This is a genomic window from Peribacillus loiseleuriae, assembly GCF_001183985.1.
In the GTDB taxonomy this organism is placed as follows: domain Bacteria; phylum Bacillota; class Bacilli; order Bacillales; family DSM-1321; genus Peribacillus; species Peribacillus loiseleuriae.
In genome coordinates this window covers 1,597,154-1,611,593 of record NZ_LFZW01000001.1, presented here as the reverse complement: position 1 = coordinate 1,611,593, position 14,440 = coordinate 1,597,154, and the positions used below count along the sequence as shown (strand labels likewise).

Genomic DNA, 14,440 nt, shown 5'->3' with positions numbered 1-14,440 from the left:
TCATAGAACCACCTCCCCCGCCCGAAAGACCGGACCGTCACTACATACTTTTTTATAATGAAAACCTGTCGGATCCTCAGCTGTATGGCAAACACAAGCAAAGCAAGCACCGATTCCACAACCCATCCGTTCTTCAAGTGAAAGAAATACCTCTTTCGTTTCTTTATAGGCAGACTCCAATGCACGAAGCATTGGGGTCGGTCCACAGGCAAAGATTGTTGTATAGCTATCACTTAATTTATCAATAACATCTGTTACAAAACCTTTCGTTCCATGGCTGCCATCGACCGTTGTAATATATGTTTCACCCAGCGCTTGGAACTTTTCTTCATAAAAAACTGTCGCGGCGTTTTGAAAACCAAGGACATGGATGACATTCACACCTAACTTCGTTAACCGTTTTGATAGTTCGTACAAAGGAGGAACACCAATCCCTCCTCCGACCAACAGCGTTGTGCCTCCTGAAATCGCGGCCTCTGGTGTAAATCCGTTTCCGAGTGGTCCAAGAACATCAATTTCAGTATCATTCGTTTCTTGCGACAACAGAGAGGTTCCTTTCCCCTCTGCACGATACACCATTGTAAATGTATTATTCTCTTTGTCGATTGAAGAGATACTGATCGGTCTTCTTAATAGTGGTTCATACCCGTTTCCTGTCTTAATGTGTACAAATTGCCCTGGTTGATTCATTTCAGAAACAAGGCTTCCGGATAAAGTCAGCTCATAAATCGATGCTGCAATTTCTTGTTGGCTGACGATTTTCATTGCCTCATTTTTAATCATGTATAGATGACCTCCCGGCTCTTAGGTGCATGCTCCATTGGCTCTGCTGAAAAATTCATAGATTCAATGACTCTTAGAATTGCTTCAGCTGTATCTAGTGATGTAAGGCAAGGGACGTTATTCTCAACTGATTCACGGCGGATGCGGAAACCGTCACGCTCAGGTTGTTTCCCTTTCGTTAATGTATTCACAACAAGCTGTGCTTCACCCGTTCTAATAACATCCAGAACATCTTTATGCTCTGAGCCGATTTTATCAACGATCGACACGGGGATATTCTCATTTTTCAGCAAAGCTGCGGTACCGCTTGTTGCAATCAGGTTATATCCAATTGCATGGAAGCGTCTTGCAAGCTGTAACACTTCTTCTTTATCTTTGTCAGCCACTGTCAACAAGACTGATCCATGTTCCCTAACTTTCATACCAGATGCGACAAGCCCTTTATATAACGCTTTTTCCAATGTAACGTCCTTACCCATTACCTCACCTGTGGATTTCATTTCAGGCCCTAAAGTAATATCAACTCTTTTCAATTTCGCAAAAGAGAAAACAGGTACTTTTACATAGACGCCTTTCTTCTCAGGGACAAGTCCATTGCTAAACCCTAGTTCCTCTAATGTCTTACCAAGAATAACCTTCGTGGCAAGATTAGCCATTGGAATATTCGTAATTTTACTTAAAAACGGAACTGTACGGCTAGATCGAGGGTTTACTTCAATTACATATACCTCATCATTACTGATGACATATTGAATGTTAAGTAAGCCGATGATATTAAGTCCTTTTGCTAATTCTTCAGTATATTCTACAATTTTCTCCATTTGCAAAGTCGTAATATTTTGCGGAGGATAAACGGCAATAGAGTCGCCTGAATGAACGCCAGCACGCTCAATATGTTCCATAATTCCCGGAATAACAACTGTGTTCCCATCTGAAATGGCATCTACTTCAATTTCTTTTCCTGTTAAATAACGGTCAATTAGGACAGGGTGTTCTGGGTTAATTTTCACTGCATGTTTCATATAGTATAAAAGTTCTTCTTCTTTGTCGACAATTTCCATTGCTCTACCACCAAGAACATAGGAAGGTCTGACTAATGTAGGGTAGCCGATTTCTGTTGCAATTTTAACTGCTTCTTCAACCGAAAAGGCTGTTTTTCCTTTTGGCTGTGGAATGGCCATTTCTGATAATGCATGCTCGAACTTATCCCTGTTCTCAGCACGATCTAAATCTTCAAGTGATGTTCCAAGAATAGTCACTCCATGTTCTACTAATTGAGCAGCAAGATTGATCGCCGTTTGGCCACCAAATTGAACGATGACCCCAATCGGTTTTTCAAGGTCAATCACATGCATTACATCTTCAATCGTCAGCGGTTCAAAATACAATTTGTCAGAAATACTGAAATCAGTTGATACAGTTTCTGGATTATTATTGATGATAATAGCTTCATACCCTGCTTCTTTTATCGCCCAAACCGAATGAACTGTCGCGTAATCAAACTCTACGCCTTGACCAATGCGGATTGGGCCTGATCCAAGGACAACAACACTTTTCTTATCTGTCACTACTGATTCATTTTCATCCTCAAACGTTCCGTAAAAGTACGGTGTCTCTGACTCGAATTCTGCTGCACATGTATCGACCATTTTATATACCGGCATAATCCCTTTTTCTTTACGCCATTCATATACTGTTATTTCCTTTTCATGCCAAAGTGATGCGATTTTTTTATCTGAAAAGCCCATTTGCTTACCCGTCAATAATACTTCTTCATCAAATGGATTCTGCTTCAATTCTTTTTCAAAATCAACGATGTTTTTTAATTTTTGTAAAAAGAATAAATCGATTTCGCTCCAATCATGAATCGTTTGTATCGTCACACCTCTACGTAAGGCTTCACCGATATAAAACAATCGTTCATCACCAGCTTTTCGAATTCTCTTTTCGATTACAGCATCATCTGTATCTTCTTGTAGCTCTAAATGATGAAAACCTGCTTCTAATGATCGGACCGCTTTCAAGATTGACTCCTCAAACGTACGTCCGATTGCCATTACTTCGCCAGTTGCTTTCATTTGAGTTCCAAGGTTCCGATTGGCTGATTCGAATTTATCGAATGGCCAGCGAGGGATTTTCGTTACGACATAATCCAGAGCTGGTTCAAAGCTTGCATATGTTTTACCTGTTACTGGGTTCATCATTTCATCTAGCGTTAAACCGACGGCAATCTTTGCTGCTAGTTTAGCGATTGGATACCCTGTTGCTTTTGATGCAAGAGCAGAAGAACGGCTTACACGTGGATTCACTTCAATAACATAATATTGATAGCTGTCTGGGTCAAGTGCAAGCTGGACATTACAGCCTCCTTCGATCTTCAGCGCTCTAATTATTTTCAATGATGTGTTTCTAAGCATTTGATATTCACGGTCACTTAATGTTTGGCTGGGCGCAGCTACGATTGAATCGCCTGTATGGACACCTACCGGATCGAAATTCTCCATATTGCAAACAACAATGGCATTGTCATTCGCATCACGCATTACTTCATATTCAATTTCCTTGAAGCCGGCGATACTTTTTTCTAACAAGCATTGAGTAACCGGGCTGCTTTTTAGTCCGCCAGTTACAATTTCAAGCAGTTCATCTTCATCTGAACAAATCCCTCCGCCTGTTCCACCTAAAGTAAAGGCCGGGCGGACAATGACTGGGTATCCAACTTGTTCTACGAATTGTTTTGCTTCTTCTAGGTTATGAATAATTTCGCTGTCCGGTACAGGTTCGCCAAGTTCATTCATTAAGTTACGGAATAAATCTCGATCCTCTGCTTGTTGAATCGCAGATAGCTTTGTTCCAAGTATTTGGACGCCACATTCTTCAAGAATTCCAGCATTCGCAAGTTCTACCGCCATATTCAGTCCTGTCTGACCTCCCAATGTTGGCAATAAGGCATCTGGACGTTCTTTACGGATGATTTTACTTACGAATTCAAGTGTAATGGGCTCTATATACACTTTGTCAGCCATTTCACTGTCTGTCATAATGGTCGCTGGATTTGAATTGATTAAGATGACGCGGTATCCTTCTTCTTTTAAAGCCATACAAGCTTGAGTTCCTGCATAATCGAATTCTGCTGCTTGACCAATGATGATGGGACCTGAACCAATCACAAGGATGCTTTTTATATTCGTACGTTTTGGCATAATACTTCCCCTTTCACTGCGTGAGCTTCTATCATTTTGTAAAATTCATCAAATAAGTAATTTGCGTCTTCCGGACCTGGTGATGCTTCTGGATGATATTGCACAGTAAATGCAGGGTATGTTTTATGCTTTAACCCTTCAATCGTTTCATCATTTAATGCAAGATGAGTCACTTCAAGATCTGTACCTTGAACCGAGTCTACATTTACGGTATAGCCATGATTCTGAGATGTTAAGGCAACTTTTCCAGTTCGTAAGTCTTTCACAGGATGATTCGAACCTCTATGGCCGAATTTCATTTTTTCCGTTTCACAACCATTTGCTAAAGCAAACAACTGATGACCTAAACAAATTCCGAATAACGGAACCTTGCCTTGAATTTCTTTTATCATTTGAATCGCACATGTTACATCCACTGGATCTCCAGGACCGTTTGATAGCATGATGCCATCAGGATGGAGATTTAACACTTCTTCAGCCGTAGTATTATGTGGTACAACAATTACATCGAATCCACGGTCATTCAAATCTCTTAGAATTCCTTGTTTCATTCCATAATCGACAAGAACGACCCGGTATCCCCTGCCTGGATTGCGGTACGCTGTTTTCGTCGAGACTTGTTTAACTTGATTAACAGGCAAAACTGTAGCTTTCATTTGCTCGATTATATTTTCTGACTTATGGTTAAGGCCGCAAATGATCCCTTTTAGTGTTCCATGATTACGAATGATTCTTGTGAGCTTTCTCGTATCAATGCCACTTATCCCTGGAATTCCCTTTTGTTTTAAAAATTCATCCAAAGTTAATTCACTGCGCCAATTTGAAGGGAGTTCCGCAACTTCTTTAACGACCATTCCAGCAATTGCTGGATGAATCGATTCAAAATCATCTCGATTTATTCCGTAATTTCCGATCAGTGGATATGTTAAAGTTACAATTTGTCCACAGTATGAAGGGTCTGACAAAATTTCTTGATACCCCGTCATTCCTGTATTAAATACAACTTCACCGATTTTTTCAGTCGAACTACCAAATGCTTTTCCGATAAAAACCGTACCATCTTCTAAAATTAGTTGTCTTTTCATTGTGTAACACTTCCTTTTTCCCATGCTACTTTACCTGCTGCGATTGTCATAACCGGCCAACCTGTACATGTTTGACCATGAAATGGTGTATTTTTGCCTTTAGACACAAACTCATTTCGATCAATGATTTGCTCTATTTCTAAATCTAGTAAAACAATATCTGCTACAGCCCCTTCTTTGATCTCACCATAAGGAAGGGAGAATGCTTCAGCAGGTTTTTTTGTCATATAATCAAGTAACTGTCCTATAGTAAGGATGTCTGTTTTTACAAAGTTTGTATACAAAAGCGGGAATGCAGTCTCTAAACCAACAATTCCAAATGGAGCTAATTCCATGCCTTCTGCTTTTTCCTTTTCATGATGGGGAGCATGGTCAGTCGCAATAAAATCAATGGTACCGTCTAATAATCCTTCAATCAGAGCAGCCCGATCTTCTTTACCTCTTAACGGTGGATTCATTTTATAATTCGTATCCAATTCTGGAATATCTTCATCACATAGAAGAAGATGATGTGGGGACACCTCGGCAGTAACATGAATTCCTGCCCGTTTAGCATCTCTGACTACTCTTACTGATTCCTTCGTACTTATATGACACACGTGGTAATGACACCCCGCAGCTTCCGCAAGTAGAATGTCACGGGCGATATGAACGGATTCACATACAGATGGGATCCCCCTGAGGCCATGAGTTTCAGAAAAACTCCCTTCATGGACACAACCTTTATTGATTAATGTTTCTTCTTCACAATGAGCAACGATTGGCATACCAAGCAATGCCGCCCGCTTCATCGCTTCAAGCATCATCCCTGCACTCTGAATCCCTACGCCATCATCGGTAAAAGCAAATGCGCCTGTTTCTTTCAATGTAGCGAAATCCGTGAGTTCTTTTCCAGCTTCCCTTATCGTAATGGAGGTATATGGCAGTACCCGAACATGTGCAGTTTCGTCAATTATTGTTAGAATACTCTCAAGATGTTCCTTCGTATCAGGGACAGGTCGAGTATTGGGCATCGTAGCTAGCGTAGTGTAACCGCCCTTTGCAGCGGCAAGCGTTCCAGAAGCGATCGTTTCTTTATGTTCACCGCCTGGTTCACGTAAATGTACATGAAGATCGATAAGACCTGGAGCAACAAGCATTCCTGAAGCATCGATAATGTCGCAGTTTTCCTCTGATAAATTTGATCCAATTCTCGTGATGACATTACCTTCTATTTCAATATCTGCATTAAATAATTGGTGGTTTTTATCGAGCAATACTCCATTTTTGATTAGTTTCTTCATGAATATTTCCCCCTTTTTTTTCTGCTAGCACTGTTTTTAACACGGCCATTCTTACATAAACACCATTTTCCATTTGCTTAAAGATACGTGATCGCTCACATTCAACTAGTTCACTATCTATTTCTACACCTCGATTGATTGGTGCTGGATGCATGATGATCGCCCGCTTTTTCATCGTTTTTTCACGTTTTTTTGTTAGGCCATATTTTTCTAAATAACAATCAATCATTTTTTCACTATTTTGATGATGACGTTCATGTTGGATACGTAGAAGCATAACAACATCAGAACTGGCAATTGCTTCATCAATCGCTTCATAATTCCCTTGACTCATACTTTGATTGAACCATTCAGGTGGTCCGGAAAAAACGACAGTTGCACCTAATCTAGTGAGGGCATCTGCATTCGATCTCGCTACTCTGCTATGCAAGATGTCGCCAATAATGGCAATTTTCAGTCCCTTGAAACTATGAAACTCCTGCTTAATCGTCATTAAATCGAGAAGGGATTGAGTAGGATGGTGACCGCAGCCATCACCTGCATTAATCACTGGAATTTTCAATTTTCCAACAAGTTCATTAAAGTATTGATCCGTCTCATGTCTAATCACAAGAGCCTCTACACCAATTGACTCTAGTGTTTTTGCCGTATCATAAAGGGTTTCTCCTTTCAGAACACTAGAACTTCCTGCTTCAAAAGGGATCACTTCTAAACCAAGCTTTCTTTCAGCGACTTCAAAACTGCTTTTTGTTCTTGTACTTGCTTCAAAGAATAAGTTTGCAATCATTGTCTGTTTGGATGGTTTCCACACTTCTCCCTTTGCAAACTGCTCTGCTTCTACAAGCAATTGTTCAATTTCCATCGTAGTCAATTCACTTATTGTCAATAAATTTCTCATTATGATGCTCCCTCCCATTAACGATTAAGCATAACCTTATGAAGGTGGCGGTGCGGAGCTGATTTTGCGAAACCCCGCCCCTTTCCACAGAAAAATACCCTGCCATAGAAGGACAGGGTGAGGGTAGGCAAAGATTGAAGGTGATGATTCTATTCACCGCTCTTTCCTATTCACACCCTTAGTAGCCTCTCTGGACTTCTTTTAAAAGGTGATAAAATTCTATTTGGGTATGTTCTTATTGAAAGTCATTAACTTTCAAACATATCTCCCGATACTTTTTCTCTTCCAGGTAAGATAAGATTTAGTAAAATCCCGACGATTGCTGATAATGCCATTCCAGATAAAGAAACTTCATCCGATAATTTAAGGAATGCACCACCAATCCCTAAAACTAGTATGACAGAAGCAATCATTAAATTTCGTTTTTTATCAAAATCAATTTTATTATCGACCAGCATTCTCAACCCGCTTGAAGCAATGATTCCGAACAATAGGATGGAAATACCGCCCATTACTGCCGATGGAATCGAGCTAATGACTGCAGAAATTTTACCAACAAACCCGAAAATGATTGCCGTTACGGCTGCGCCACCGATAATGTATACACTGTATGCTTTTGTCATAGTTAGCACACCAATATTTTCACCGTATGAGGTGAGTGGAGGCCCACCAATGATCGAGCCAATTAAAATCCCTGCACCATCCCCTGCAATCGAACGATGTAAGCCAGGCTTTTCAAGAAAATTTCTGCCTACAACTTTACTTAATACCATTTGATGGCCAATATGTTCGGAAAGAGTCACAATCGCGACTGGAACCATAATGGCGATGACGCCCCAAGAAAATGTTGGTGTGTATGTTGCAAATGGCACCATGAATTCTGGTACCTGAAACCAATTTGCTTCTCTGATTGGTTCAAAATTAACGATACCAGCAAGAATGGAACAAATGTATCCCACGGTAATCCCGATTAAAATCGGGATTAATCCGAAGAAGCCTTTAAAATAAATGTTACCAATAATCGTTACGATTAAAGTAATCAGGGCAATGGTGATATTCGTAATACTATATATTTGCTGATCTGTATTTGGATTTATATACATGGCCATATTGACAGCCGTTGGAGCTAAGCTCAAACCAATAACCATAATAACAGGTCCAACGACAACCGGCGGTAGAATATTCATTAACCAATTTAACCCAGCCTTATATATAATCAAGGCAACAAGCCCGTATACCAAACCAGCAACGAAACATCCGATCATGGCACTGCCAGGCCCGCTCGAAGCTTTAGCGGCAAGAATAGGTGAAATAAAGGCGAATGATGAGCCTAGATAGGCCGGAATCTTTCCTTTTGTAATAAGTAGGTATGCTAACGTTCCTAATCCACTAGATATAAGTGCTACTGCTGGGCTAAGCCCTACTAAGAAGGGAACAAGTACTGTTGCACCGAACATGGCGAATAAGTGCTGTATACTTAATGTAAGCCAATGCCCTACTTTAGGTACATCTTCTACATCATACATGATGCCTTTTTTCTCTACTTGTTCCATTAAAATTTCCTCCAATTTACAATATAAAAAACCTCTTTGTCTTGTGCACAAAGAGGTTTGCTTAAGACCTGATAATACCTATAAAGGCATGACTCGTCTAAGCTTACTCCCCTTTGTCAGCCTCTCAGGACTACCTATTAAAAAGGGTTTTATTTATTTTTCTAATATACTTACTTGATCTTCATGATCAACTTCAATCAAGGAGACAGATATTTTCTCAGTTTGGGATGTTGGTACGTTTTTACCGACAAAATCCGCACGTATCGGTAATTCTCGATGACCTCTGTCTATTAAAACTGCAAGCTGGATTTGTGATGGTCTTCCCATATCAACCAGCGCATCCATCCCTGCCCGTACTGTTCTTCCTGTATACAATACGTCATCAACGAGGATCACGGTTTTTTGGTCAATTTCAACTGGAATATCGGATCCATTTACAATTGGGTTTCCATCTGCTGTCGTTTTGGATAGATCATCGCGGTACAGTGTGATATCTAGCTCTCCCACTTTTATTTCCTTGCCTTCGATTTCACTGATTCTTTCTGCTAGTCGGTTTGCAAGGTAAATTCCTCGTGTTCGAATTCCAATCAATACACAGTTTTCAATGCCTTTATTTTTCTCGATAATCTCGTGCGCAATCCTAGTCAGTGCACGGCGAATTGCTTGTTCATCTAACACAATGGCCTTCTCAGTCATGTATGTCTCCCCTTCTTACTATATGATGGGTTTACTATCATTAAAAAATCCCCATACCAAGAAGGCATGGGGATTTTTTAACATTGGCAACATAAGGTCAGCCAATTAATCCGTTTTCCTTCTCGGTCTCACTGGACCGCTTTAAAGGTTCATATTTAACTTATTTTTATTTTATCTCTATTTCCCAAAGCTGTCAATTACTTTTTGTTAAGTAATCCAACACTTCTTCAAACTCTTTCGGAAGCGGTGCTTCAAATTCTATATACTCCTTCGTCCTCGGATGTACAAAGCCAAGCAATCCTGCGTGTAGGGCTTGTCCATTTATATCCAACGTTTTCCTTGGACCATACTTCGGATCTCCAGCGAGCGGATACCCGATATATTTCATGTGAACACGAATTTGGTGAGTTCTCCCTGTCTCTAATTGACATTCAACATGAGTGAAATTCTTGAATCGTTCGATTACCCTGAAATGAGTGACAGCATTTTTTGAATTTTCATCAGTCACAGTCATACTTTGGCGATCTTTCTTGTCACGACCAATTGGTGCATCAATCGTTCCAAAATCATGGGGAATCACACCGTGTACAATTGCTTGATATTTTCTAGTTACGGATTTATCAACCAACTGTTGTACAAGACCTTCATGGGCCATATCATTTTTGGCAACCATTAATAAACCAGATGTATCTTTATCAATACGGTGAACGATTCCTGGACGCATGACTCCATTAATTCCTGATAAATCCGTACAGTGTGCCATTAAACCGTTAACTAGTGTGCCAGAATTATGACCTGGTGCCGGGTGAACGACCATCCCGCGAGGTTTGTTCACAACAAGTACATCACTGTCTTCATAGAAAATCTCTAAATTCATTTCTTCTGCGACAACATCCAATTCTTCAAGTTCAGGGATTGTAACGATGACTTCATCGCCTTCTTGGCATTTGTAATTCGTTTTCACAGCAACACCATTCACAAGAACATGGCCCTCTTTAATCCATTGCTGAACTTGATTTCGAGACCATTCTGCGTTCAAGGTTGCTAACGCCTTGTCAATTCGCGCTTTACTTTCTGTTGATTCAATGATGTATGTAAAATTAGTCATTCTTTCTCTCCTTTTTTTCTTGTTTCTCTGCTAAAAACATATAAATTACGAGTAAGACAACACCAATGCAGAGTGCTGAATCGGCCACATTGAATACCGGGAAGCTATAATTAAAAATGTACGTATGAACGAAGTCCACTACTTCTTTTCTGATAACTCGATCAATGAAATTACCAATCGCTCCACCTAGCATTAAGCCAAGCGCTAATCCAAGAAGTTTACTTTCTTTGCTTAATTTCTGAATGTAGTAAATGATGCCAATTATGACGACTACCGTAATCAGGTAAAAGAACCACATCTGACCTTGAAGAATCCCCCAGGCAGCACCACGATTTCGATGTGAAGTGATATATAGATAATTTTCAATAATTTCTATGCTTTCCCCGTATTCCATTTTTTTCACAACCAACCACTTCGTTAGCTGGTCAGCTGCAATAACCAACAGGGCAATTATATAATAGAACATATTCAATCCCCCAAACTAATCGCAATCTTTTCTTATGAATTGTAGCATAATCTTTATTCATTGCATAATGTAGATTTTTTTATCCAAATTTTAAAAAGTCTGTCCCCACATCATGATGTGGGGAACAGACCTGATGACACATCCTTATTGGATGGCTAATTTAGTTTGTATAATGTTCCGACATAACTGTAGCACAGCGAAGGCAAAGAGTTGGGTGTGCTTCAACTGTCCCTACTTCTTCTGAAACATTCCAGCAGCGTTCACATGTTTCACCTTCAGCTTTTTCAACTACGATTACGGCTTTCTCTAATTTGATTCCTTGGTCAGGAGCCTCTTCCACTGTTCCGCCTACTTCAAACTTAGAAACAATGAATAATTGCTCAAGTTTTTCTTCAATGCTATTCAACAAAGCCTTTTCTTTTTCATCTACATAAACCGTTACTTTTGCATTCAAAGATTTCCCAATCACTTTTTGATTTCTTGCTTCTTCTAACGCTTTGAGTACATCATCACGAAGGTCTAAGAAAGCATTCCACTTTTCTTCGATGGTGTTCGTGTTGGTCAATGAATATTCTTCAGGCATCAATGTTAGCTGAGCACTCTCCTCGGAAACACCAGGAATGAATGCCCAAACTTCATCCGCTGTATGAGAAAGGATTGGTGAAACAAGCTTCGTCAAACTTACTAATGCTTCGTATAAGAAAGTTTGAATGGCTCTGCGATCATGACTGTCAGGCGCCTCACAATATAAAATATCCTTTGCGTAATCCAAGTAGAATGCACTTAAATCAAGCGTACAGAAATTATTGATAAGATGATAAATGGATGCAAATTCATAATTTTCATAAGCTGATTTTGTTTGTTTGATTAATTTATTCAATTTAATCATCATAAACTGATCGACTTCACGAAGATTTTCATAGGCGACTCTATCCGATTCTGGATTAAAGCCTTCCAAATTCCCTAAAAGAAAACGGAATGTATTTCGAATTTTACGATATACATCTGCCACTTGTTTAAGAATAGGGTCAGATACACGTACATCCGATTGATAATCTACAGAAGCAACCCATAAACGAAGAATATCCGCTCCAAGTTGATTCATTACTTTGGCAGGGATTACGACATTTCCAATTGACTTACTCATTTTGCGACCTTCGCCATCAAGGGCAAAACCATGACTTAATACACCCTTATACGGCGCTTTCCCAGTTACTGCTACTGCAGTTGAAAGCGATGAGTTAAACCAACCACGATATTGGTCTGATCCTTCTAAATATAAGTCAGCAGGGCGTTGTAGGTCTTCACGCTCTTCCAAAACGGCCTGATGTGATGATCCTGAATCGAACCAAACATCCATAATATCTGTTTCTTTTGTAAAGAGACCATTCGGACTGCCTTCATGAGTAAATCCTTCCGGAAGCAAGTCCTTCGCTTCACGTTCGAACCAAACGTTCGATCCATTTTCGCGGAATAAATCAGATACATGATTAATCGTCTCATCTGTAATGATTTCCTGGCCATCTTCTGCATAAAACACAGGAATCGGAACTCCCCAAGCACGTTGACGAGAAATACACCAGTCTCCACGGTCACGGACCATATTATAAAGACGAGTTTCTCCCCAAGCTGGTACCCATTTTGTTTCTTCAATTGCAGTCAATAATTCACTTCGGAAATCTTTAATTGACGCAAACCATTGAGCTGTTGCACGGAAGATTGTCGGTTTTTTCGTTCGCCAGTCATGCGGGTATGAGTGGGTAATGAAGTTCAATTTTAATAACGCGCCGACTTCTTGTAGCTTCTCAGTAATTGGTTTATTCGCCTCATCATAGAAAAGACCCGCAAACTCGCCAGCTTCTTCAGTCATAACACCTTTTTCATCAACAGGACACAAAACATCAAGACCGTATTTTTGGCCAACAATAAAGTCATCTTCCCCATGTCCAGGAGCAGTGTGAACACAACCAGTACCAGCATCTGTCGTTACATGTTCTCCGAGCATGACAAGAGATTCGCGTTCATATAAAGGGTGCTTCGCTAAAATATGTTCTAGCTCATTCCCTTTTACCGTTTTAACAACAGTTGGATTTTCCCAAGCGATTGTCTCCGTAACTGCTTCAAGCAGCGCTTCTGCAACAACATATCTTGTTCCATCAACTTCTACGACGACATATGTCAAATCAGGGTGAACTGAAATACCTAAGTTTGCCGGAATTGTCCAAGGCGTCGTTGTCCAAATCACGATTTTCGTGCCTTTTTCAAGGATATCTTTACCGTCTACAACATCAAACGCAACATAAATTGATGCAGAACGTTTGTCTTGGTATTCAATCTCAGCTTCAGCAAGTGCAGATTCACTTGAAGGAGACCAATAGACTGGTTTTTTCCCTTTATAAATATACCCTTTCTTCGCCATATCGCCGAACACTTTAATTTGCTGGGCTTCATATTCAGGCTTAAGGGTAATATATGGATTTTCCCAATCACCACGAACACCCAAACGTTTAAATTGCTCGCGTTGACCGTTAATTTGTTGATAAGCATATTCTTCACAAAGCTTACGAAATTCCGCGACACTCATTTCTTTACGTTTTACGCCTTTTTTCGTTAGAGCTGTTTCGATTGGAAGACCATGTGTGTCCCAACCAGGTACGTAAGGTGCGTGAAAACCATTCATGGATTTAAAACGAACAATGAAGTCCTTCAAAATCTTGTTCATAGCATGCCCCATATGGATATCTCCATTTGCATAAGGAGGTCCGTCATGAAGGATGAAAAGCGGACGGCCCTTCGTTTTTTCCTGCACTTTTTGATAAATATTCATTTCTTCCCACGCTAATTGAATTTCAGGCTCTCTGTTCGGTAAATTTCCTCTCATCGGAAATTCTGTTTTTGGCATCAATAAAGTATCTTTGTATTCCATTATTCTTCCTCCATCCTATTAGAAAAGCTTAAAGCGCCTTTTATGGAACTTCTCCTACCGTCCGCCATGTCCTCTGGTGAACTTTGTAGTCAGCACATCCTGTATAATTCTGATACGAAATATATTCTCCAAATAAATAGGCTGGGCTTTGACTACCTAAACTGGAGGCTATACGAGGGCTAGGCTGTTTTGCTGAATGCAGATAGATTCACTACTCCATCTACACTAAAAATTCCATATCGTTTTTAAGCAACAAAAAAAGTCTTCTCATCCCTAATATAGGGACGAGAAGACTTTTTCCCGCGGTACCACCCTGGCTAGATAAAGTATTAGACACTCTTTATCCTCTCAAGCATTCGTAACGTGAATGTAACGCCTTGTTTACTACCATTAACGGGTTCGACTCGGAACTCCAGGGTGATATTCAATACGTTCACTT

10 protein-coding genes and 1 other annotated feature (1 of these 11 only partly in view) are annotated in these 14,440 nt (G+C 40.1%); all 10 genes read right to left on the bottom strand.

Features of this window, described 5'->3' with window-relative positions:
* The 10 genes from AC625_RS07410 to ileS all read right to left on the bottom strand — a co-directional run bounded on the left by AC625_RS07410 (window position 1) and on the right by ileS (window position 14,001).
* A complete protein-coding gene (locus AC625_RS07410) occupies window positions 1-783 on the bottom strand; it encodes a dihydroorotate dehydrogenase electron transfer subunit (RefSeq protein WP_049680715.1) in 783 nt (260 codons plus the stop codon).
* Complete coding sequence (gene carB / locus AC625_RS07405; RefSeq protein WP_049680714.1) at window positions 780-3,986, bottom strand: carbamoyl-phosphate synthase large subunit; 3,207 nt, start codon at window positions 3,984-3,986, stop codon at window positions 780-782. Before carB ends, AC625_RS07410 begins: the two co-directional genes overlap by 4 nt.
* Window positions 3,965-5,071, bottom strand: a complete 1,107-nt coding sequence (locus tag AC625_RS07400) for a carbamoyl phosphate synthase small subunit (protein ID WP_049680713.1) — start codon at window positions 5,069-5,071, stop codon at window positions 3,965-3,967. The genes carB and AC625_RS07400 overlap by 22 nt, the downstream gene beginning before the upstream one ends.
* Entirely contained in the window at window positions 5,068-6,354 is a 1,287-nt protein-coding gene (locus AC625_RS07395) for a dihydroorotase (protein ID WP_049680712.1), read from the bottom strand. The genes AC625_RS07400 and AC625_RS07395 overlap by 4 nt, the downstream gene beginning before the upstream one ends.
* Window positions 6,317-7,252, bottom strand: a complete 936-nt coding sequence (locus AC625_RS07390; protein WP_049680711.1) for an aspartate carbamoyltransferase catalytic subunit — start codon at window positions 7,250-7,252, stop codon at window positions 6,317-6,319. The genes AC625_RS07395 and AC625_RS07390 overlap by 38 nt, the downstream gene beginning before the upstream one ends.
* Window positions 7,253-7,500: 248 nt before the next feature.
* Complete coding sequence (locus AC625_RS07385; protein WP_049680710.1) at window positions 7,501-8,805, bottom strand: uracil-xanthine permease family protein; 1,305 nt, start codon at window positions 8,803-8,805, stop codon at window positions 7,501-7,503.
* Window positions 8,806-8,958: 153 nt separating this feature from the next.
* Complete coding sequence (pyrR, locus tag AC625_RS07380) at window positions 8,959-9,501, bottom strand: bifunctional pyr operon transcriptional regulator/uracil phosphoribosyltransferase PyrR (RefSeq protein ID WP_049680709.1); 543 nt, start codon at window positions 9,499-9,501, stop codon at window positions 8,959-8,961.
* 193 nt (window positions 9,502-9,694) lie between these two features.
* A complete protein-coding gene (locus AC625_RS07375; RefSeq protein WP_049680708.1) occupies window positions 9,695-10,609 on the bottom strand; it encodes an RluA family pseudouridine synthase in 915 nt (304 codons plus the stop codon).
* Window positions 10,602-11,075, bottom strand: a complete 474-nt coding sequence (lspA, locus tag AC625_RS07370; protein ID WP_049680707.1) for a signal peptidase II — start codon at window positions 11,073-11,075, stop codon at window positions 10,602-10,604. The genes AC625_RS07375 and lspA overlap by 8 nt, the downstream gene beginning before the upstream one ends.
* A 160-nt stretch (window positions 11,076-11,235) precedes the next feature.
* On the bottom strand, window positions 11,236-14,001 hold the full coding sequence (ileS, locus tag AC625_RS07365; protein ID WP_049680706.1) for an isoleucine--tRNA ligase: 2,766 nt from the start codon (window positions 13,999-14,001) through the stop codon (window positions 11,236-11,238).
* A gap of 277 nt (window positions 14,002-14,278) precedes the next feature.
* Window positions 14,279-14,440: a binding site (T-box leader), on the bottom strand (it continues 76 nt past the right edge of the window).

What these genes read in the sequence shown, in the direction of transcription:
- pyrR (WP_049680709.1), bottom strand. Translation starts at nt 9,501, where the DNA reads ATGACTGAGAAGGCCATTGTGTTAGATGAACAAGCAATTCGCCGTGCA.
- AC625_RS07385 (WP_049680710.1), bottom strand. Translation starts at nt 8,805, where the DNA reads ATGGAACAAGTAGAGAAAAAAGGCATCATGTATGATGTAGAAGATGTA.
- AC625_RS07410 (WP_049680715.1), bottom strand. Translation starts at nt 783, where the DNA reads ATGATTAAAAATGAGGCAATGAAAATCGTCAGCCAACAAGAAATTGCA.
- AC625_RS07375 (WP_049680708.1), bottom strand. Translation starts at nt 10,609, where the DNA reads ATGACTAATTTTACATACATCATTGAATCAACAGAAAGTAAAGCGCGA.
- ileS (WP_049680706.1), bottom strand. Translation starts at nt 14,001, where the DNA reads ATGGAATACAAAGATACTTTATTGATGCCAAAAACAGAATTTCCGATG.
- AC625_RS07400 (WP_049680713.1), bottom strand. Translation starts at nt 5,071, where the DNA reads ATGAAAAGACAACTAATTTTAGAAGATGGTACGGTTTTTATCGGAAAA.
- lspA (WP_049680707.1), bottom strand. Translation starts at nt 11,075, where the DNA reads ATGTTCTATTATATAATTGCCCTGTTGGTTATTGCAGCTGACCAGCTA.
- carB (WP_049680714.1), bottom strand. Translation starts at nt 3,986, where the DNA reads ATGCCAAAACGTACGAATATAAAAAGCATCCTTGTGATTGGTTCAGGT.
- AC625_RS07390 (WP_049680711.1), bottom strand. Translation starts at nt 7,252, where the DNA reads ATGAGAAATTTATTGACAATAAGTGAATTGACTACGATGGAAATTGAA.
- AC625_RS07395 (WP_049680712.1), bottom strand. Translation starts at nt 6,354, where the DNA reads ATGAAGAAACTAATCAAAAATGGAGTATTGCTCGATAAAAACCACCAA.